This is a genomic window from Pseudomonas mosselii, assembly GCF_003205295.1.
In the GTDB taxonomy this organism is placed as follows: Bacteria; Pseudomonadota; Gammaproteobacteria; order Pseudomonadales; family Pseudomonadaceae; genus Aquipseudomonas; species Aquipseudomonas mosselii_B.
Map to the genome: position 1 here is coordinate 200,183 of NZ_QJRP01000007.1, position 20,051 is coordinate 220,233.

Here is a 20,051-nt window from a genome sequence, read left to right on the forward strand (position 1 = left end):
CTTGTTAGTTTGAGCTTACAAATGCATCGGAGTAAAAGTGTTTGGCCGGTAGTCCGGCCGCGGTCAGCGCCTCACGGGCGGAGTGGATCATGTCTTCCGAACCGCAGGCATAGATGACCGCATCAGTAAGCTCGATGCCATCATCGAGCAGTGCCTTTTGCACGTAGCCGGTGCGCCCGTGCCAGTCACCGTTGGCTCGGGATAGTACCGGAATGAATTCGGCGTTGAGGCCTTCGAGTTGGGGCGTCCAGTAGATATCGCCGGGGGTGCGTCCGCCCCAGTAGATGTAGATTTTCTTGCTCGCTGCCAACTCGGGGTTGTCCAGCAATTGTTCGAGCATGGCTTTCACTGGCGCGATGCCTGTGCCAGTGGCGAGAAACACGATGGTGGAGGCTTCTTTGTCGCGTAGGCAAAAGGTGCCCAGCGGTCCTTCCAATCGCAGCAGGTCGTTGTGCTTGGCACTGCCGAACCAGTATTGCGACATGAGGCCTTGTGCGACTTCGCGTATTTGCAGCTCGAGCTTGCCGTCCTCGCGCTGGGCGTTGGCTATGGAGTAACTGCGGCGCAGGCCACCTTCACCGATCACGTCCAGGTATTGACCCGGCAGGTAGGTGAGCTTGCCAGTGGGCGGGACCCGCAGTACGACCTCGATCACATTGTCGGTCAGGCGAGTAAGGCGGTCGATGCGGCATGGTACGGTCTTGACCACGATGTCGCCTAGGGCGCCGAGGTCTTCGGCATCGATTTCGACGTCGCTTACGGCATGGCGGCAGCAGGTGAGGATCATCCCGGCGGCGCGTTCTTCTGTGTTCAGCGATGTCTCTTCACGCAAGGCTTCAGTTTCGCCACGCACCACCCTTGTTTTGCAGACGCCACAGCGGCCCGTACGACAGCTGTATTCCAGGGTGATGCCTGCGGCTCTGGCGCTGTCGAGTAGCGAGGTGCCGGATTCGGAACTGAAAACCTTCCCGTTTTGTAGTTTCACTGAAGCCATGATATTACCGGTTGCGGAGGATGGACGCTGCAGGAGGGGGCTCAATCTGTCCCTGGTGAGAGATCCCATGCCCTGGCAAGTGAATGAGGCCCGACTTTGAAGTGATTTCAAGTGGCGGCGTTGAATTGACTACTTGCCGCTGGTGCAGATCGAGCGGCCTGGAAGGGAGTCTACCACCGGGGCGGCAACTTCCGTGCTGGAATTTCCAGGCGGCGAGGGATAGAGAATTTTCCGACGCCCAGCGGCAGATCCTGGGAAGCACGGGGATGTAGGCGCGTGGGAAAAGATGCGCTCGTCAGCTGCTCGGTGCGGTTCCGAGCGCGCTCGGGAGATCCATTAAACACGTTATTAATGCTTTCCATGCAATATGTGGAGCCGCGCTGTGGGGCGTCGTCAATGGGTGCATGATAACGAAGGTATGGGCAGTGTGCATTAGTAGATTTTAGGGCGACGGCGGTAATCCAGAAGCGCAGGATGTGCCCTTCGGATCAAGCAGGCGCTTCAGCGATGTTGTGGTCGGCAGCTTTGCTCGGTCGCTACCAATGCGTCGCGCGATTTTCCGGACGGGTGATTGGTGTGGAGTCACTGGAGGCAAAATGATGGCTCTGTGAGGTTGCTGTTTGGCTGTTTACTCACCAGCACCTGTCGGTTTTCTGGGTCGAGCCTGCAAGGTAACGGATGTATACTCTCCCACTGAATCTGCATGCGTGTGGCTGGAATCGCGCGCTGGATCGTAACAATCACACATGCCCGCACGGCACTATTGGAGTTGGTTAAGTCGCATGAAAGCAATCGTTACAGGGATCACTGGTCAAGACGGCGCCTATCTGGCGGAACTGCTGCTGGAAAAAGGCTATACGGTCTATGGGACCTACCGTCGCACCAGCTCGGTTAATTTCTGGCGCATCGAGGAATTGGGGATTCACACCAATCCGAACCTGCATTTGGTCGAGTACGACCTCACCGACCTCTCTGCTAGCATTCGCCTGCTCCAGACTACCGAGGCTACCGAGGTCTATAACCTTGCAGCACAAAGCTTCGTTGGCGTTTCGTTCGAGCAACCTTTGACGACCGCTGAAATAACCGGTCTGGGCGCTGTGAACCTGCTCGAAGCCATTCGTATCGTCAATCCAAAGGTCCGCTTCTACCAAGCTTCCACCTCGGAGATGTTCGGCAAGGTACAAGAGATACCCCAGGTCGAAACCACGCCATTCTACCCACGCAGCCCTTATGGTGTGGCCAAGCTGTATGCTCACTGGATGACCATCAACTACCGAGAGTCCTACGGTATCTTTGCTACCAGCGGTATCCTTTTCAATCATGAATCGCCGCTGCGTGGTCGTGAGTTTGTTACGCGAAAGATCACCGACGCGGTTGCCAAGATCAAGCTCGGCCTGCTCGACAAGCTTGAACTGGGTAACCTCGACGCCAAGCGTGACTGGGGTTTCGCCAAAGAATACGTCGAGGGTATGTGGCGCATGCTGCAGGCTGATGAGCCAGATACTTTCGTGCTTGCCACCAATCGCACCGAGACCGTACGTGATTTCGTCTCCATGGCCTTCAAGGCGGTGGGTATCCAGATCAACTGGAGTGGCAAGGAGGAGGCAGAGCAGGGCGCATGTGCTGCGAGTGGCAAAGTGTTGGTCGTCATCAATCCGAAGTTCTACCGTCCCGCAGAAGTGGAGTTGCTGATCGGTAACCCAGCCAAGGCCAAGCAAATACTGGGCTGGGAACCCAAGACCACTCTGGAGGAACTATGCCGCATGATGGTCGAAGCCGACCTGCGTCGTAACGAAAAAGGGATCTCGTTCTGATGCCAAAGGCCTGCAAGCGCGCGTTGATCACGGGTATTCACGGTTTTACCGGACGCTACATGGCGGCCGAACTGAAAGCCAGTGGCTATGAGGTAATCGGTACGGGTAGTCAGCCACTGTCCGTGCCTGATTACCACCAGGTCGATCTTCTCGATGGAATGGGATTGCGTGCGTTGCTGGCCGAACTGCAGCCGGATGTCGTTGTGCATCTGGCTGCTCTTGCATTCGTGGGGCATGGCGCTGCCGACGCGTTCTATCAGGTTAACCTGATTGGCACCCGTAACTTGCTCGAAGCCGTCGCGGCTTGCGGCAAGGTGCCAGAGTGCGTATTGATAGCCAGCAGTGCAAATGTTTACGGCAACACCTCCGAAGGCATGCTGGATGAGCAGGCGCTGCCTGCGCCGGCCAACGATTACGCAGTCAGCAAGCTGGCAATGGAGTACATGACTCGCTTGTGGTTTGACCGCCTGCCGATCGTTATCACGCGTCCCTTCAACTATACAGGTGTTGGTCAGGCTGAGAATTTTCTCCTGCCCAAGATTGTTGCGCACTTCCAACATAAAGCAGCGACCATCGAGCTCGGTAATCTCGACGTATGGCGCGACTTCAGCGATGTCCGTGCAGTTGTTCAGGCTTACCGCGGGCTCATTGAGGCCAGGCCGGTGGGGCAAACGGTGAACGTTAGCTCCGGCCAAACACACTCCCTGCGTGAAGTGATTGCCAAATGTGAGGCTATTACGGGGCATCGGATTGGAGTGCAGGTCAATCAAGCGTTTGTTCGTGCTAATGAGGTAAAGACCTTGTGTGGCGACAACGCGCGCCTTCGTGGACTTGTGCCGGGTTGGCAAACTCCATCGCTGGACAATACCTTAGGTTGGATGCTTGCGAGTAAATGAAGCTAATACTCTCCGTCGAACCGGTTCGCTTTCCGCTTACCGGTATAGGTCGCTATACCTATGAGCTGGCTACCAGGTTGCAACAAAACAGGGAAATCACCGATATTCAGTTTTTCGCCGGAAGGCGATTCTTGGCTGGCATTCCAGCAGCGTCTGACCAATCCGACGCTGTTCATGGCCTGAAACGATTTGTTCAGAAGAATGGCTTGGCTGTCGAAGCCTACCGTAGGCTTATGCCATATCTGCGCAAACATGCATTACGAGGTCATGGGGACTATATCTACCACAGTCCCAATTACTATCTGCCACCGTTCGAGGGTCGAAGCGTGGCGACCTTTCACGATCTGTCGCCGTTTACGTGGGCACATTGCCACGCCCCTCAGATCGTGCGCTTCCTGCAGAAAGAACTCTCGCTTACGCTCAAGCGAGCAGATGCTTTAATCACCGACTCGGAGTACACCCGTCAGGAGTTGGCCGATTACTTCGCATGGCCCATTGAGCGTATCCATGCGGTACCACTGGCCAGTTCGCCAGAGTTTTATCCTCGAAGTCCGCACGTGCTGCACGACACACTCCTACGGTATGGACTGGAACCGGGAGCCTACAGTTTATTCGTGGGTACTATCGAACCACGTAAAAACATCGAGACCTTACTGGATGCGTATGGCAAGCTGCCATTGGCGCTGCGCCAACGCTGGCCCCTCGTGCTTAGTGGTTATCACGGTTGGCGCAGTGAAGCTATTCACGAGCGCATTGGCAAGGCTCAGCAGCAAGGGTGGGCGCGTTACTTAGGCTTTGTTGCCAGCGAAGATCTGCCGCTGCTGTATGCGGGAGCCAGGCTATTTGCCTTTCCTTCACATTACGAAGGATTTGGTTTACCAGTGCTCGAGGCCATGAGTTCTGGGGTTCCCGTGGTGTGCTCCAATAGTTCCTCGTTGCCGGAGGTGGCAGGAAAGGCAGCGCTGATGTGTGTGCCGGATGATGTGGATGGTCTAAGTGCCATACTGCGCCAGGGGCTGGAAGATGAAGCCTGGCGGAGGGGGGCTAAGGCCGATGGGTTGCAGCATGCAAGTGGTTTTTCGTGGGAGCGCTGTGCTCAAGCTACCGTCCAGGTCTATAAAAAAATCAGCGAGGGGCGATGATCAAGGTTCTGCATTTTTTCAAGACCTATTACCCTGAAACCATGGGGGGGATCGAGCAGGTCATCTATCAAATTGCTGAAGGCGGGGCACGGTACGGCCTTCAGTCAGAAGTCTTGTATCTGAGCGAGCGAGGGGCCGCTCGCAACGAAACGATTGGGCATCATCTTACGCATCGTTCGAAGCTGGACCTGCACTTGGCTTCTACCGGGTTCTCATTGTCTGCGTTCGCCGATTTTGTCCAACTGGCTGAACAGGCCGATATTGTGCACTACCATTTTCCCTGGCCCTACATGGATCTCGTGCATTTTGCCAGCCGTATTCAGAAGCCAACGGTGGTCAGCTATCACGCCGACATCGTTAAGCAGAAATGGTTGTTCAAGCTTTACCAGCCACTCATGCAAAGATTTCTGAATAGTGTCGATCGGGTTGTAGCCTCGTCACCTAATTATGCTGAAAGCAGCACTGTTCTTTGCCGTTACAAGAGTAAACTCAGTGTCATTCCTTATGGCCTAGACCGTGCCACTTATCCACAGCCTGCTGAGTCAACAATACGGCGTTGGCGTCACACTTTTGGTGAGCGCTGGTTCTTGTTTGTTGGTGCGCTTCGTTACTACAAAGGCTTGGATTACTTGCTGGAGGCCGCTGCGGCTACGGGGCTGCCGGTCGTAATTCTTGGCGGTGGATATCAAGAGCTGGAGCTCAAGGCGAAGGCTCAAGCGCTGGGCTTGCAGAACGTCCATTTCCTTGGAGGTCTACCTGATGAAGATAAGGTGGCTTTGCTGCAGCTTTGCTATGCCTTCGTTTTTCCCTCTCACCTGCGTTCCGAGTCTTTTGGTATTTCTCTGCTTGAGGCTGCCATGTTTGGTAAACCCATGATTTCCTGTGAAATGGGCTGTGGCACAACGTTCATCAATATTGCAGACAAGACCGGGCTTGTGGTGGAGCCGGCTGACGCTGCGGCGCTGGGTCGTGCCATGAGCGAGCTATGGAATGATCCTGCACGCGCTGCGGTCATGGGCGCCCAGGCCGCACTACGCTATGAACAGGTATTTACCGCCGATGCCATGGTCGCGTCGTATGCTGCCTTGTACCGTGAGTTGATGCAAAGCTAGTTGTGTTTTCGTGGCTCCGTATTTAGCGCTTTCGGTAATAAAAATATCGGGGAGCTTTCTGTGCTTTGCATTGAATTAACAGCCACTTCTCTTGCAACTCATCGCGTTCGCATAAGCGAACGCTAGCGGGCAGGCGGCCAAAAGCCGAACGTTATCCCGACATCTGCCCCTTCCATGCAGTTGTTTTTTTTCCTTTCACTACCATTACCGTGTATGATGCGTCGCAGTTTCGAGTGCAGGCATTTCGCCATCACTATGGTGCTACTTGTTGCTGCTGATTCTCATTAGTATCTGTATTGTCAGAGCAGTGCTAACGCCTGTAGGGACGAAACGTTTCATTCAAATGGACACCGCGCAAACCAGTAGCGCAAAAATGGACGAGTGATTCAATGATGTCGAAGTGGCTGTTGAAGGCCCCCTACCTGAGGGTCTCCGTTGTATTCGTAGTGGCGTTGTACGTGCTATGCGCTGTTGATAACTACACCTGGGTCGAGTCCTCGGCCTTGAAATGGTGCGTCACCGAGCAAATTCTGAGCACCAACGAAGACTCCTTCCTCGAGGTACTGTCCGCGCTCCTTTGGGCCATGGCATTCGGTGTTTTCTGCAGCCTGTTCATGCGATCCCGCTCTGTCGTGGAGCGCTGCTGGCTGGCACTCTATGCCGCAGTGAGTCTGTTCGCGTTCGGTGAGGAAACCAGCTGGGGCTACCACTGGTTCAACTATGCCGATGCAGTGCCGCTCCTGACCTCGCACAATGCCCAGGGCGAGACGAACCTACATAACATCAACGTGGCGGAAATCCTGGGAGTCAGTAGTGAGGCGACCTACTACTACTATCTGGAAAATGTTTCGCACCTGCTCAACCCGCTGTTTTATCTGTTCCTGTCTGGTCTTTGGTTGGGGCTGCCGCTGGTGAAAATGTCGGGCGCGTTCAAGTCCATGAGTCTCCTGCGCGAGATGCCTGTCGCCAGCGTTGGTTTCCTCTCGTTCTTCCTCATTCATTCGGTACTCTTCATCGTTGTCGATGTGGCCCTGTTCAACGTGGGCTTTATCTACGAGATGTTCATCGCGCTGGCTGCGGTACTGGTTGGGCTCGACATCACTCGAACTCACGCAAGGCTCGATACTCTTGAGCTTCGGGACCCGGCCTTGACCGGTGCGGCTGTGCGATAAACCTGGTTACAAGTCGCTGAGGTTTCACCGTGCTCGCCAGCGGTCCTGCAAGCGCTTATAGCCTTTGCAGAGCCCTGTGGTCGTGGGAAAAGGGGCGTTGAAAGTTGGTGTGCTGGTAGTCAGTTGTTTCCCTGTAATGGGGAGGAAAGAAAAACTCAACTGTGTAGGAAGTGGCAGCTTCGGCAGTCGGTTCTTTGCTTTGATGCCCAACCAGCATGGGTTTGCCTGGTGAACCAAACCTTCAACAACGTCGGATTTTGCAATACTTGTCGCATCGCACGCGTAATCACCCCTTGCTAGCTTAATCACGCAGCTACGGAAACGCTGCCTACCCATTGAGCCAAAGGAGTGAACATGATGCGCAATATTGTCCTTTCCCACCTACTGCTTCCGCTATTTGCAAGCCTGGCTTTTTCCGCCACCGCTGCGCCTGCGGTAACGCCTGTCGACCCCACGCCGGTGGTGGCGACTGGTCTGGCCACCCCCACCCAATCCGCAAAGCTGAACCTCAACAACGCAGACGCCGCTACCCTGCAAAAAGCGCTCAACGGCATCGGCAAAACCAAGGCCGAGGCCATCGTGCAGTATCGCGAGACGCACGGACCATTTGCCAGCGTGGATGAATTACTGGAGATTCCCGGTATTGGCAACGCATTGCTGGAACGCAATCGTGAAAGATTGACGGTCGAGTAGCTTCAAGCAGATCAAGCCGGCCGATCTTGCATCGGCCGACCTCCAGGGGATTTCAGCGATCCTGCGCATCCTTGGCATCAGCCTCGGCATTGCGCTCATGCACTTTCTTCAACTGCTCCTCGGTCAACGGCAACTTCTTCGCCGTGTCCCGCAGCATCATCAACCCGCCGACAATCGACCCGAGAGCAACAAGCAGTATCAACCAGGCATACCAAGGCATCGAGATTCTCCTGAAAGCGTGTAGGGCACCGCTTACATGGCATTCGAGCCATTGCCGCAGCCGTTGGTTCAATTATAGGAGTCGCCCGCGGCCGGGCCAATTCTCATGACCCACGGCCCCCAAACCCCGCGCCACTTCGTTTACAATGCGCGCCGTTTACGACTTGCCAAGAGACCCTGCCCATGTCCGCCTGCCAGACGCCCCTGATCGTCGCCCTGGATTTCCCCACCCGTGACGCCGCCCTGAAGCTGGCCGACCAGCTCGATCCCGCCCTGTGCCGGGTCAAGGTGGGCAAGGAACTGTTCACCAGCAGCGCCTCAGGCATCGTCGAGACCCTGTGCAGCAAGGGTTTCGAAGTGTTCCTCGACCTCAAGTTCCACGATATCCCCAACACCACTGCCATGGCGGTCAAGGCCGCGGCCGAGATGGGCGTATGGATGGTCAACGTGCACTGCTCCGGTGGCCTGCGCATGATGTCGGCCTGCCGTGAAGAGCTGGCCAAGCGCAGTGGCCCGCAGCCGCTGCTGATCGGCGTGACCGTGCTGACCAGCATGGAGCGCGAGGACCTGGCCGGCATCGGCCTGGATGTCGACCCGCAGGAGCAGGTGCTGCGCCTGGCGGCGCTGGCGCAGAAGGCCGGCATGGACGGCCTGGTGTGCTCGGCACTGGAAGCGCCGGCACTGAAGGCGGCGCATCCGTCGTTGCAGCTGGTGACCCCGGGTATTCGCCCGGCGGGCAGTGCCCAGGATGATCAGCGCCGGATCCTGACCCCGCGTCAGGCGCTGGACGCCGGTTCTGATTACCTGGTGATCGGGCGTCCGATCAGCCAGGCGGCGGATCCGGCCAAGGCGCTGGCTGCTGTGGTGGCTGAAATTCGCGGCTGATCCGAGAGACTGTGGGAGCGGGCAAGCCCGCTCCCACACAATCTGTCTGCGCGCGAGCGCAGACCGCAATGATCAGACCTTCAGCACCAGCTTGCCGAAATTCTCCCCGCTGAACAGCTTGAGCAGCGTCTCGGGGAAGGTCTCCAGGCCCTCCACCACATCCTCCTTGCTCTTCACCTTGCCGCTGGCCAGCCAGCCGGCCATTTCCTGCGCGGCCTTGCCGTACTCCTTGACGTAGTCCATCACCACGAAACCTTCCATGCGCGCACGGTTGACCAGCAGCGACAGGTAGTTGGCCGGGCCCTTGACCGCTTCCTTGTTGTTGTACTGGCTGATGGCGCCGCAGATCACCACACGGGCCTTGAAGTTCAGGCGCGACAGCACGGCATCGAGGATATCGCCGCCGACGTTGTCGAAGTACACATCCACGCCATTGGGGCATTCACGCTTGAGACCGGCCAGCACATCCTCGGCCTTGTAGTCGATGACCCCGTCGAAGCCCAGTTCGTCCAGCAGGTACTTGCACTTCTGCGCGCCACCGGCGATGCCCACCACGCGGCAGCCCTTGAGCTTGGCGATCTGCCCGGCAATGCTGCCGACCGCGCCGGCGGCACCCGAGATCACCACGGTTTCGCCGGCCTTGGGTTGGCCGACATCGAGCAGGGCGAAGTAGGCGGTCATGCCGGTCATGCCCAGGGCGGACAGGTAGCGGGGCAGGGGCGCCAGGCGTGGATCGATCCGGTGCAGGCCCTGGGGTTCGCCGGTGAAGTAATCCTGCACGCCAAGGGCACCGCTGACATGGTCACCGGGCTTGTAGTCCGGGTGCTTGGAGCTGACCACCTCGCCGACGCCGAGGGCGCGCATGACCTGGCCCAGCCCCACGGGCGGGATGTACGACTTGCCTTCGTTCATCCAGCCGCGCATGGCCGGATCCAGCGACAGGTAGAGGTTCTTCACCAGTACCTGGCCTTCCCCCGGCTCGCTGGCGGGCACCTGCTCGTAGGTGAAGTCGTCACGACGCACGGCGCCGACCGGGCGCTTGGTCAGCAGGAAACGGCGGTTGGTGTGGGGCATGGCGGGTTCTCCTGAACGAGTGTGAGGGGCTGATGATCGGCGGGTTGAATGGGCCGCGTCACGCAAGATCACCGCGAACGATAGTAGTCCAACCGTGTCCTTGATGATGCTGCCCAGCCCGGCGGTGCCCTGACTAGACTCAGCCACGACTTCCCATCCTTTTGCAGGAGCCAGTGATGAGCATGACTTTCTCCGGCCAGGTTGCCCTGGTCACCGGTGGCGCGGCGGGTATCGGCCGGGCGACGGCACAGGCATTCGCCGCCGAAGGGCTCAAGGTGGTGGTGGCCGACCGTGACGCGAGCGGGGGCGAAGCCACCGTGGCGCTGATCCGCCAGGCTGGCGGCGAGGCGCTGTTCGTCGCCTGCGACGTCACCCGTGACAGTGACGTGCGCCAGCTGCACGAGCAGGTCATCAAGGCCTATGGCCGCCTCGACTACGCCTTCAACAACGCCGGTATCGAGATCGAGAAGGGGCGGCTGGCGGAGGGCAGCGAGGCGGAGTTCGATGCGATCATGGGGGTCAACGTCAAGGGTGTGTGGCTGTGCATGAAGTACCAACTGCCCCTGCTGCTGGCCCAGGGCGGCGGCGCCATCGTCAACACGGCCTCGGTGGCCGGCCTGTCGGCGGCACCGAAGATGAGCATCTATGCGGCATCCAAGCATGCGGTGATCGGCCTGACCAAGTCGGCGGCCATCGAGTATGCGAAGAAGGGCATCCGGGTCAACGCGGTGTGCCCGGCGGTGATCGACACCGACATGTTCCGCCGCGCCTACGAGGCCGATCCGCGCAAGGCCGAGTTCGCCGCGGCGATGCATCCGGTCGGGCGCATCGGCAAGGTCGAGGAGATCGCCAGCGCGGTGCTGTACCTGTGCAGCGATGGCGCGGCGTTCACGACGGGGCACAGCCTGACTGTCGATGGCGGCGCGTTGGCGATTTGACCGAGGTTATCCACAGGGTCAGTGCCACGGCTGCGCAGCCGAGCAGCAATACGCCGCCGAAGGCGATCAGCGCCAGTCGCGAGCCGAGCCGGTCACTGAGCAATCCGGTAACGATCACCGGCAGGCTGAATCCCAGGTAGGCGAGCAGGAAGAACCCGGCACTGGCCCGGGTCTTCTCGCTGCCGGCCAGCGCGTTCACCGCCGCCAGCCCGCCCAGGTAGATGAAGCCATAGCAGGCGCTGCTTGCGGCCACGGCGCCCAACAGCACACCCAGCAGATTGCCCCTGTCGGCCCCCCAGGCCAGTAGCGCGTAGCTGCACGGCAGGATCAGCAGCCCCAGCAAGGTCGCCTGTGCACTGGCCAGGCGCCGGGCCAGCGGCTGGAACAGCAAGCCGCAGCTGATCACGCAGAAGGTCGAGAACCCCGACCAGGCGCTCAGCCCGTGCTGGCGCAGGATCCCTGGCAGCAGGGCGATCACCAGCCCGACACAAGCCCAGGCCAGCAGGATCGCCAGGCCATAGGCCAGGCTGCCGGCGGGGTAGCAGGGCAGGCGCAGCATGGCGCTGTGCTGCGCCGGGCGAGGGTCGGGCAGGCGCCATACCAGCAGTAGCGCGACGGCGGCCAGCGCCAGCTGCAGGTGGAAACTGCCGGGGGTGAGGGTCGGCCCGCTCAGCAGGAACAGGCTGGTCAGTGCCGCGCCCAGGCCGAAACCGAGCGACGTGCTGGCGGTGACCCAGGTGGCGGCGCGGCCACTGGCATCCGGCGCCATCAGTTCGCTCATGTAGGCGGTGGCGGTGGCCGAGGCAAGGCCTGTGCCCAGCCCCAGGAACAGGCGCGCCAGGCCCAGCATCTGCAGGCTCGGCGCCAGCAGCATGAGCAGCGTGGCGACCATCGACAGGGCCAGCGCGACCAGGATCAGCGGGCGTCGGCCCAACCGGTCGGCCAGGCCGCCGAGGGCCAACAGCACCGGCAGCACGCCGAGCACATAGCCGGAGAAGGCCACGGCGGTCGCCGCCGCGCCTTGCCCGGACAGATCGGCGTAGGTGATATACAGCGGGGCCTGCAGGTTCACCGCCAGGGTGATCAGGCACAGGGCGAAAGCCAGCAGGGCTGGGGCTTGACGAGTGGGCATCGGGACGGATCCGCAAGACAGTGACAGTGGTGGCAGCATCGGCCTTCGAAGCTGTGCTCGCCAAGGCACACCCGCGGGGCATTTATGCTTAACTGTTTGCCTGAAAACAGCGAACACTTGCCATGCATTTTCATCTTGATCGTGACCTTTCCATCCCTTTGGTCCAGCAACTGACCGAGCACCTGCAGGCCTGGATCGAACAGCAGCGCCTGCGTCCCGGTGCACGCCTGCCGTCGATCCGCGCGCTGGCCAAGGCGCAGTCGGTAAGCGCCTCGTGCGTGATCGAGGCCTACGACCGCCTGGCGGCCAACGGCTGGCTGGAGGCGCGACATGGTGCGGGCTTCTTCGTCGCCGAGCGCAAGCCGGGCCTGCGGCCCGACCCCGGTGAGCCCTGGGGCGAGGCAATCGACGGCAGTTGGCGGCAGTTTCGCGAAGGGCATGAACAATTGCTCAAGCTCGGCTGCGGCTGGCTGCCGGTGGCTTGGCGCGCCGAAGCCGAACTGGCCCAGGCCATCCGCCAGGTCAGCCGCGGCGCGCCCGAGGCGCTGTTCGACTACTGCCCGCCCCAGGGCCTGGCCAGCCTGCGCCTGCAACTGCACAAGGGGCTGGCGCGCCTGGATATCGTCGCCGAGCCGGAGCGGATCGTCACCACCCAGGGCGCCAGCCATGCCCTCGACCTGCTGGTGCGAACCTTGTTGAAGCCGGGGGACACGGTGCTGGTGGAGCGCCCCGGCTACTACAACCTGTACAACTTGCTGCGCCTGCACGGTGTGCACATGCTCGAGGTGCCGCGCACCGCCACTGGCCCGGACCTGGTGGTGCTCGAGCAGTTGCTGGCCGAGCACCAGCCCCGTTGCCTGTTCATCAACAGCCTGTACCAGAACCCGACCGGCACCAGCCTGACACCCAAGGTCGCCTACCGCCTGCTGGAGCTGGCTCGTGAGCATGACCTGCGGATCGTCGAGGACGATCTGTACGCGGACTTCCAGGACGGCCCGGCCACGCGCCTGGCGACCCTCGACAGCGAACAGCGGGTGATCTACCTGGGCAGCTTCTCCAAGACCCTCAGCAGTTCGTTGCGGGTTGGCTACCTGGTGGCCGACCCACCTTTGATCGCGCGCCTGGCCGAACTGAAGATGGTTGCCGGCATTGGCACCTCACGCTTCGCCGAGCAGGTGGTCGGACAGATGCTCGCCAATGGTGGCTACCGCAAGAGTGTGCAGCGCCTGCGGTTGCGCTTGGGTCAGCACCGGGCGAGGACCCTGGGGCAGCTGGAGGCCTGCGGCTGGGAGGTGTTCTGCGAGCCGGTTGGTGGCATGTTCGTCTGGGCCCGGGTGCCCGGGCGCGACTTTGCCGAGCTGGAGCGGCTGGCGCTGGAGCATGCGGTGCTGCTCACCCCGGGCAGCGCCTTCGATCCGCAGGGGCGGGCCAGTGACTGGCTGCGCATCAATGTCGCCTATGGGCAGGATTCACGGGCCCAGGCGTTCTTCCGGCATGCGGGGCGACCTCCGGCGGTCTGAAAGCGACATGCTCATAGCTAAATGACACCATTCGCGCACGCGGCCCTTGTGACGAGGTCGGCGCCATTGCCACTCTTGCTGTTGGCAGAGGGCCAAAGGCGAGGAGGGTGGTGATGACAGCGACCAAGCACGGTGTATTGGCCAACCTGGGCATGGCGCGCAAGCTGGGCCTGGGTTTCGCCCTGGTGTTGCTGCTCACCCTGGTGGTGGCCGCCATCGGTGTGTACGCCCTGGCCAACGTCGGCCAGCGCTTCGACGGGCTGCGGCAGATGGCCCAGTTCAATACCGACCTGTTGAAGCTGCGCCAGCACGAACAGGCCTTCGCCCTGCGCTCGGACGTCAAGGAGGCCGATGCCCTGCGTACTGGCTTGCAGGGGCTAGTGGAGCGGGCCCGCGCGGTGCCAGCGCTGTCTTGGGCCGAGGCCGACCTTAACGCCTACGGGCAGGCCTTCGACCAGTTCGTCCAGGCTGTGCAGGCCAAGGAGCTGGCACTGGACATGGCCAGCTGGTCGGTGTCGAGCGTGGCCAATAACCTCGATGTGCTGCAGGCCGGCCTGGTCGATGACGGCACCTACACCCTCAAGCAGTCCCAGGGCCAGCAAGGCAGCGAGTTCCTCGAGCAGGCCGGGCAGGTGGCGCAGGTATCGCGGTTGATGTTGCAGGCCATGGACGAGGCCCGGGTGCGCCTGGAGCAGAGCCGCAAGGGCGGCGAGGCTGTTGCCGAGGGGCGCATCGCCCAGACGGTGGAGGCGGGCAGCCTGGTGGAGCAGCTCAGGTCGGCAGTCACCGACGCCGGCTACCAGAGCGTGCTGGGCGAAGTGGCCGGGCATATCGCCAGTTTCTCCGAGAAACTCAACGAGTACACCGACCTGCTGGGCCAGGAGCGGGGGATCAAGGATCAGTTGCAGGCCCGGGCCGAGCAGGTCACCACGCGGGTCGACCAGGCCTACCTCGCCCAGGAGCAGGCCATGCAGGCGGAGCTTGCGCGCAACACCGTGGCCATCGCCGCGGCCACGGCCCTGGCGCTGCTGGTGGGCGTGCTGGCGGCCTGGTTGATCACTCGTGCCGTGGTCGCGCCGCTCAAGCGTGTTATCAGCCGTGCCCGGCGGATTGCCGCGGGTGAGCTGGGTATCGAGGCCGAGTCGCCGCGTGCCGACGAAGTCGGTCAGCTGCTGCAGGCCATGCAGCAGATGGCCGAGGGGCTGTCTGGCATCGTCAGTGGCCTGCAGCAGGGCATCGATCAGCTGGCCGGCAGCGCCCAGGCCTTGTCGGCGGTCACCGAGCAGACCAACCGCGAAGTGGGCAGCCAGAAGGATGAGACCGAGCAGGTGGCCACTGCCATGCAGCAGATGACCGCGACTGTTCACGATGTGGCGCGCAACGCCGAGCAGGCGGCCCAGGCGGCCCAGGATGCCGACGACAAGGTCGAGTCGGGGCAGCAGGTGGTGCGCCAGAGCATGGAGCGCATCGAGCAGCTGGCGCTGGCGGCCGAGACCGCCAGCAGCGGCATCGACAGCCTCAGCGCCGAGATCCATACCATCGGTGATGTGCTGGAGGTGATCAAGAGCGTGGCCGAACAGACCAACCTGCTGGCGCTCAACGCGGCGATCGAGGCGGCCCGTGCCGGCGAGCAGGGCCGTGGCTTCGCCGTGGTGGCCGACGAGGTGCGCGCCCTGGCCCGGCGCACCCGGCAGTCCACCGAGGAGATCGAGCGGCTGGTCGCCAGCCTGCGTGGCAACGCCCAGCAGTCGGTGACGCAGATCCGTGGCAGCACCGAGCTGGTGCGCCTGGCGGTGGCCGACACGCTGCAGACCGAGAGCGCCCTGGGCAGCATCGCCGCGGCGGTGTCGTTGATCCAGCAGATGAACCAGCAGATCGCCGCGGCGGCCGAGCAGCAGAGCTCGGTGGCCGAGGAGATCAGCCGCAGCATTACGCAGATCCGTGGCAGTGCCGACCAGGCGGCGCTGGCGATGGAGGACAATGCCCGCTCAAGCGTCGAGCTGGCGCAGCTGGGCAGTGACCTGAAGGGGATGGTTGGTCACTTCAGGCTGTAATGGCCCCTGTAGAAGCGGCCTTGTGCCGCAAAAGGGCCGCAAAGCGGCCCCGACAATCTCTGCTCGACGTTCAGATCCTGGGGCTGCTGCGCAGCCCTTTCGCGACACAAGGCCGCTCCTACAGTGGATCTGGGTTGGGCTTCAGCCCCTGCGCGGACTGAGGATCAGCAAGGTCAGCACCCCCGCCACGATCCCCCAGAACGCCGAGCCGATCGAGAACAGGGTGAACCCCGACGCCGTGACCATGAAGGTGATCAGCGCCGCCTCGCGCTCGCGCGCTTCGCCCATGGCCACGCTCAGGCCGTTCATGATCGAGCCGAACAGCGCCAGGGCGGCGATCGACAGCACCAGTTCCTTGGGCAGGGCGCCGAACAGCGCCGCCAGGGTCGCGCCGAAGGTGCCGGCGATGCCGTAGAAGATCCCGCACCATACCGCAGCCGTGTAACGCTTGGCCGGGTCTTCATGGGCATGCGGCCCGGTGCAGATCGCCGCGCTGATTGCCGCCAGGTTGATCCCGTGGGAGCCGAACGGTGCCAGCAGCAGTGAGGCAAACCCCGTGGCCGAGATCAGCGGCGAGGCCGGCACCTGGTAGCCGTCGGCGCGCAGCACGGCGACGCCGGGCATGTTCTGCGAAGTCATGGCCACCACGAACAGCGGGATGCCGATGCTGATGGTCGCCGCCAGCGAAAAACTCGGCGTGGTCCACACCGGGGTGGCGATCTCCAGCTGGAAGCCGCTGAAGTCCAGCAGCCCCAAGGCGCCGGACAGCGCCGTGCCGACCAGCAGCGCGGCCAGCACGCAGTAGCGCGGCGACAGGCGCTTGACCAGCAGGTAGCTGAAGAACATCCCCAGAACCAGCACCGTGCGATGCTGGGCGGCGACGAAAATCTCGCTGCCGATCTTGAACAGGATGCCGGCCAGCAGGGCCGAGGCGAGCGAGGCGGGGATGCGCCGCACCAGACGCTCGAAACTGCCGGTCAGGCCGCATATCAGTACCAGCACGGCGCAGGTGATGTAGGCCCCGATGGCCTCGCCGTAACTGACGCCGCCGAGACTGGTAATCAGCAGCGCCGCGCCGGGTGTCGACCAGGCCACCGTGACCGGGGTACGGTAGCGCAGCGACAGGCCGATGCTGCACACCGCCATGCCGATCGACAGGGCCCAGATCCACGACGAGATCTGCGCGCTGGTCAGGCCGGCGGCCTGCCCAGCCTGGAACATCAGCACCAGCGAGCTGGTATAGCCGGTGAGCATGGCGATGAAGCCGGCGACAACCGCCGACGGGGAGCTGTCCGCCAGCGGCCGCAGGCGCGCGGAGGTGGCATCGGTCATGGGGAATTCCTTGTACAGGTGTAAGCAGTTTTTTCAGGCTACCGTGCAATGGCGTGATCCTTGCCATACAGCAGGCATTGCATTTAGCCGTACAGTCGCCAACTATGGGGTATTACTGCGCAACTGCGTGAAAGGGGAGGGGCGATGTACAAGGTGTATGGGGATTACCAGTCGGGCAACTGCTACAAGGTCAAGCTGATGCTGAGCCTGCTCGACCGTCCGTATGAGTGGCACCCGGTGGATATTCTCAAGGGCGAGACTGAAACGCCCGAGTTCCTGGCCATGAACCCCAACGGCAAGGTGCCGGTGCTCAAGCTCGAGGACGGCACCTGCCTGTGGGAGTCCAACGCGATTCTCAACTACCTGGCCGATGGCAGCGAGTTCCTGCCCAGTGAACCACGCCTGCGCACCCAGGTGCTGCAGTGGCAGTTCTTCGAGCAGTACAGCCACGAGCCGTACATTGCCGTGGCGCGCTTCATCCAGTTCTACCTGGGGTTGCCACAGGACCGGCTGGAGGAATACAAGGGGCTGCACAAGGGCGGCTACAAGGCGCTCAAGGTGATGAACAAGCAGCTGGAAATGACGCCCTACCTGGTCGGTGAGCAATATTCGATTGCCGATGTGGCGTTGTATGCCTATACCCATGTGGCGCACCAGGGCGGTTTCGACCTGGCGGGTTACCCGGCCGTGCAGGCCTGGCTGGCGCGGGTGGCCAGCCATCCACGGCATGTGCCGATGGTGGATTGAACCCGCTATCGCCCCGTGTAGGAGCGGCCTCGTGTCGCGAAAGGGCTGCAAAGCAGCCCCAGGATTTCAGCGTCGACGTATAAATCGCCGGGGCCGCTTTGCGGCCCTTTCGCGACACGAGGCCGCTCCTACAGGGGTTGTGTACGTGCTGTCAGACCGCCGCGAAGCGTTTGTCCAGATAGGCAATGATGTCCTTGGACTCATACATCCAGGTCACCTTGCCGTCCTCCTCGATCCGCAGGCACGGCACCTTCACCCGGCCGCCGCCTTCGAGCAGCGCCTGGCGATGCTGCGCGTCGTTCTTGGCATCGCGCAGCGCCACCGGCACGTTCAGGCGGTGCAGGGTGCGGCGGGTCTTCACGCAGAACGGGCAGGCGTGGAACTGATACAGCGCCAGGCCCTTGGCCTGCTGTTCGACTTGGGCCTGGGCCGCGGCATCGCGCTTCTTTTTAGCCGGGCGGCTGATCCAGTCGCCGAACACGATTAGCTGGCCGAGGCCAACCCGCAGGGCTTTGACGATCATGGGCAACTCCTGAAATGAAAAAGCCGACCCCATGGGGTCGGCTCGGGACACAGGCCGATCACTTGATCAGGCTGAGGAACTCGCTGCGGGTGGAGGCGTTGTCGCGGAACTCGCCGAGCATCACCGAGGTGAGCATGGTCGAGTTCTGCTTTTCGACACCGCGCATCATCATGCACATGTGCTTGGCCTCGATCACCACCGCCACACCCGCGGCGCCGGTCACCTGCTGCACGGCCTCGGCGATCTGGCGGCTGAGGTTTTCCTGGATCTGCAGACGGCGAGCGTACATGTCGACGATCCGCGCCACCTTGGACAGGCCCAGCACCTTGCCTTTGGGCAGGTAGGCCACGTGGGCCTTGCCGATGAACGGCAGCATGTGGTGTTCGCACATCGAGTACAGCTCGATATCCCGGACCAGCACCATTTCGCTGTTGTCGGAGGTGAACAACGCGCCGTTGGTCACTTCTTCCAGGGTTTGCTCATAACCGCGGCAAAGGTACTTCATGGCCTTTGCGGCCCGCTTGGGCGTGTCGAGCAGGCCCTCGCGGGAGACGTCCTCGCCGATCTGGCTGAGGATCGCGGTGTAGTTCTGTTCCAGGGACATGGATCTACCTGTGGAAAATTTCGCAAAGACGAAGGGTACGGTGGCGGCGGCGGCGCTGCAAGCGCGATGTCACTCGTCGCGGCCTTCGAGCATGGTTCGCTTGAGCATCACGTACACCGCGCCGGTGCCGCCGTGGCGGGCCTGGCACGAGGCAAAACCGAGCACCTGCGGGTGTTGGCGCAGCCAGGTGTTGACGTGGCTCTTGATCATCGGGCGCTTGCCGTCCAGGCGCGCGGCCTTGCCGTGGGTGACGCGCACGCAGCGCACTTCGAGCTTGGTCGCCTCGGCGATGAAGTCCCACAGCATCTCGCGGGCCTTCTCGACGCTCATGCCGTGCAGGTCGAGGCTGCCTTCGAAGGCGATCTGGCCGAGCTTGAGCTTGCGGATCTGGGTTTCCTGGACGCCGTCACGGCGCCACATCAGTTCGTCCTCGGCGCCGACGTCGATGACGAACTGGTCGGACAGGCCGTCGATCACCAGTGGCTGGTCGCTGCGGATGGTCGCTGCCTGGCGCAGGCCGGCCAACTGCTTGCGGTCGGCCTTGGGTTTGCCGACTTCGGCGCGGTCGTGCTTGATCGGCTTGACGCCCTGCACTTGGCTGCGGAAGAGGGAAAAGTCGTCGTCTTGCATGGTGCCTCCACGTGGGCGGCGTAGTTTACGCGACTGTGCGTCGGAGTGAAGCCCTGAGCTGCGCGCGGTTTGTGTAGGAGCGGCCTTGTGCCGCGAAAGGGCTGCGCAGCAGCCCCAGGATTCAGTGTTGATGCAAAGATTGCTGGGGCCGCTTTGCGGCCCTTTCGCGGCACATGGCCGCTCCTACACGGGGAGGTGTAAATCTGTCAGTCGTGCTTCTTCATCAGGTGCGGTGACAGGTTCAGTTCGCGGCCACGGCGCAGGCGGATGCGGCTGCGTCGCCAGACGCGCACGCCGATCCACAGCAGCAACAGCCCGACCACGACGAGAATCGCCGCCAGCGGGCGGTTGGCATTGAGCTCGGCGAGCGCTGCGTAATTGCCCAGCAGGCCGGCGAAACCAGCCATGGCGAGCAAAATGCCCAGGGTGGCCAGCAGCACCGATAAAGCGGCGGCAACCCGCGCGCCCCAGTTGCTCGGTTCGCGCTGGCGCAGGCGCTTGGCATCGAAACTGCCTTTGAGCTTCATTCGAATTCCTCAGGATCTGGTGGAGCTGATCCGGGTTTCGACC

At 61.8% G+C, this 20,051-nt stretch carries 20 protein-coding genes and 1 pseudogene; 12 read left to right on the forward strand and 9 right to left on the reverse strand.

The annotated features are described in order from the left end of the window. Positions 1 to 4: 4 nt before the first annotated feature. The gene (locus tag DMX06_RS09875) at positions 5 to 994 is read right to left on the reverse strand and encodes an FAD-binding oxidoreductase (protein ID WP_110736580.1); all 990 of its coding nucleotides are present in this window, start codon (positions 992 to 994) and stop codon (positions 5 to 7) included. A gap of 782 nt (positions 995 to 1,776) precedes the next feature. Between DMX06_RS09875 and gmd the strand changes: the two genes are divergently transcribed. The 6 genes from gmd to DMX06_RS09905 all read left to right on the forward strand — a co-directional run bounded on the left by gmd (position 1,777) and on the right by DMX06_RS09905 (position 7,823). Next, a complete protein-coding gene (gmd, locus tag DMX06_RS09880) occupies positions 1,777 to 2,808 on the forward strand; it encodes a GDP-mannose 4,6-dehydratase (protein ID WP_110736582.1) in 1,032 nt (343 codons plus the stop codon). Then, the gene (locus tag DMX06_RS09885) at positions 2,808 to 3,704 is read left to right on the forward strand and encodes a GDP-mannose 4,6-dehydratase (RefSeq protein ID WP_110736583.1); all 897 of its coding nucleotides are present in this window, start codon (positions 2,808 to 2,810) and stop codon (positions 3,702 to 3,704) included. Before gmd ends, DMX06_RS09885 begins: the two co-directional genes overlap by 1 nt. Then, a complete protein-coding gene (locus tag DMX06_RS09890; protein ID WP_110736585.1) occupies positions 3,701 to 4,846 on the forward strand; it encodes a glycosyltransferase family 4 protein in 1,146 nt (381 codons plus the stop codon). The genes DMX06_RS09885 and DMX06_RS09890 overlap by 4 nt, the downstream gene beginning before the upstream one ends. Beyond that, the gene (locus DMX06_RS09895) at positions 4,843 to 5,958 is read left to right on the forward strand and encodes a glycosyltransferase family 4 protein (protein WP_110736587.1); all 1,116 of its coding nucleotides are present in this window, start codon (positions 4,843 to 4,845) and stop codon (positions 5,956 to 5,958) included. Before DMX06_RS09890 ends, DMX06_RS09895 begins: the two co-directional genes overlap by 4 nt. 389 nt (positions 5,959 to 6,347) lie before the next feature. Further along, positions 6,348 to 7,130, forward strand: a complete 783-nt coding sequence (locus tag DMX06_RS09900) for a hypothetical protein (protein WP_110736588.1) — start codon at positions 6,348 to 6,350, stop codon at positions 7,128 to 7,130. Positions 7,131 to 7,487: 357 nt separating this feature from the next. Next, the gene (locus tag DMX06_RS09905; RefSeq protein ID WP_110736703.1) at positions 7,488 to 7,823 is read left to right on the forward strand and encodes a ComEA family DNA-binding protein; all 336 of its coding nucleotides are present in this window, start codon (positions 7,488 to 7,490) and stop codon (positions 7,821 to 7,823) included. A 52-nt stretch (positions 7,824 to 7,875) separates the two neighbouring features. Here DMX06_RS09905 and DMX06_RS09910 read toward each other — a convergent pair whose 3' ends face one another. Continuing rightward, positions 7,876 to 8,043 carry a DUF2897 family protein gene (locus tag DMX06_RS09910; protein WP_065414470.1) on the reverse strand — a complete coding sequence of 56 codons (168 nt, stop codon included), beginning with the start codon at positions 8,041 to 8,043 and terminating at the stop codon, positions 7,876 to 7,878. 182 nt (positions 8,044 to 8,225) lie between these two features. Here DMX06_RS09910 and pyrF point away from each other — a divergent pair, with 182 nt between their 5' ends. Next, positions 8,226 to 8,927, forward strand: a complete 702-nt coding sequence (gene pyrF, locus DMX06_RS09915; RefSeq protein WP_069017485.1) for an orotidine-5'-phosphate decarboxylase — start codon at positions 8,226 to 8,228, stop codon at positions 8,925 to 8,927. Positions 8,928 to 8,999: 72 nt separating this feature from the next. Here pyrF and DMX06_RS09920 read toward each other — a convergent pair whose 3' ends face one another. Next, on the reverse strand, positions 9,000 to 10,001 hold the full coding sequence (locus DMX06_RS09920) for an NADP-dependent oxidoreductase (protein WP_110736590.1): 1,002 nt from the start codon (positions 9,999 to 10,001) through the stop codon (positions 9,000 to 9,002). Positions 10,002 to 10,177: 176 nt separating this feature from the next. Between DMX06_RS09920 and DMX06_RS09925 the strand changes: the two genes are divergently transcribed. Then, positions 10,178 to 10,939: an SDR family oxidoreductase gene (locus DMX06_RS09925; protein ID WP_110736592.1), complete on the forward strand. Its 762-nt coding sequence runs from the start codon at positions 10,178 to 10,180 to the stop codon at positions 10,937 to 10,939. On the opposite strand, the gene DMX06_RS09930 is transcribed toward DMX06_RS09925, so the two are convergent. Then, positions 10,890 to 12,071: an MFS transporter gene (locus DMX06_RS09930; RefSeq protein WP_110736594.1), complete on the reverse strand. Its 1,182-nt coding sequence runs from the start codon at positions 12,069 to 12,071 to the stop codon at positions 10,890 to 10,892. The genes DMX06_RS09925 and DMX06_RS09930 overlap by 50 nt on opposite strands. A 122-nt stretch (positions 12,072 to 12,193) precedes the next feature. Between DMX06_RS09930 and DMX06_RS09935 the strand changes: the two genes are divergently transcribed. The 3 genes and pseudogenes from DMX06_RS09935 to DMX06_RS26785 all read left to right on the forward strand — a co-directional run bounded on the left by DMX06_RS09935 (position 12,194) and on the right by DMX06_RS26785 (position 15,645). Further along, positions 12,194 to 13,591: an aminotransferase-like domain-containing protein gene (locus DMX06_RS09935; RefSeq protein ID WP_110736595.1), complete on the forward strand. Its 1,398-nt coding sequence runs from the start codon at positions 12,194 to 12,196 to the stop codon at positions 13,589 to 13,591. Between the two features lie 968 nt (positions 13,592 to 14,559). After that, positions 14,560 to 14,739, forward strand: a pseudogene (locus tag DMX06_RS26780) (hypothetical protein); the annotation flags it as partial. 201 nt (positions 14,740 to 14,940) lie between these two features. Further along, entirely contained in the window at positions 14,941 to 15,645 is a 705-nt protein-coding gene (locus tag DMX06_RS26785) for a methyl-accepting chemotaxis protein (protein ID WP_375538091.1), read from the forward strand. A gap of 141 nt (positions 15,646 to 15,786) precedes the next feature. On the opposite strand, the gene DMX06_RS09945 is transcribed toward DMX06_RS26785, so the two are convergent. Beyond that, positions 15,787 to 16,977, reverse strand: a complete 1,191-nt coding sequence (locus DMX06_RS09945; protein WP_110736599.1) for a benzoate/H(+) symporter BenE family transporter — start codon at positions 16,975 to 16,977, stop codon at positions 15,787 to 15,789. A gap of 144 nt (positions 16,978 to 17,121) precedes the next feature. Here DMX06_RS09945 and DMX06_RS09950 point away from each other — a divergent pair, with 144 nt between their 5' ends. Next, positions 17,122 to 17,724: a glutathione S-transferase family protein gene (locus tag DMX06_RS09950; protein WP_110736600.1), complete on the forward strand. Its 603-nt coding sequence runs from the start codon at positions 17,122 to 17,124 to the stop codon at positions 17,722 to 17,724. A gap of 151 nt (positions 17,725 to 17,875) precedes the next feature. On the opposite strand, the gene DMX06_RS09955 is transcribed toward DMX06_RS09950, so the two are convergent. The 4 genes from DMX06_RS09955 to DMX06_RS09970 all read right to left on the reverse strand — a co-directional run bounded on the left by DMX06_RS09955 (position 17,876) and on the right by DMX06_RS09970 (position 20,008). Next, on the reverse strand, positions 17,876 to 18,247 hold the full coding sequence (locus DMX06_RS09955) for a glutathione S-transferase N-terminal domain-containing protein (protein WP_110736602.1): 372 nt from the start codon (positions 18,245 to 18,247) through the stop codon (positions 17,876 to 17,878). A gap of 58 nt (positions 18,248 to 18,305) precedes the next feature. After that, positions 18,306 to 18,851 (reverse strand): GTP cyclohydrolase I FolE, encoded by a 546-nt coding sequence (folE, locus tag DMX06_RS09960; RefSeq protein ID WP_110736603.1) that lies wholly within the window; start codon positions 18,849 to 18,851, stop codon positions 18,306 to 18,308. 69 nt (positions 18,852 to 18,920) lie between these two features. Further along, positions 18,921 to 19,481, reverse strand: coding sequence for a Smr/MutS family protein (locus DMX06_RS09965; protein WP_110736605.1), 561 nt, complete (start codon positions 19,479 to 19,481; stop codon positions 18,921 to 18,923). A 206-nt stretch (positions 19,482 to 19,687) separates the two neighbouring features. Next, entirely contained in the window at positions 19,688 to 20,008 is a 321-nt protein-coding gene (locus tag DMX06_RS09970; RefSeq protein WP_050704636.1) for a hypothetical protein, read from the reverse strand. Positions 20,009 to 20,051 lie beyond the last annotated feature (43 nt).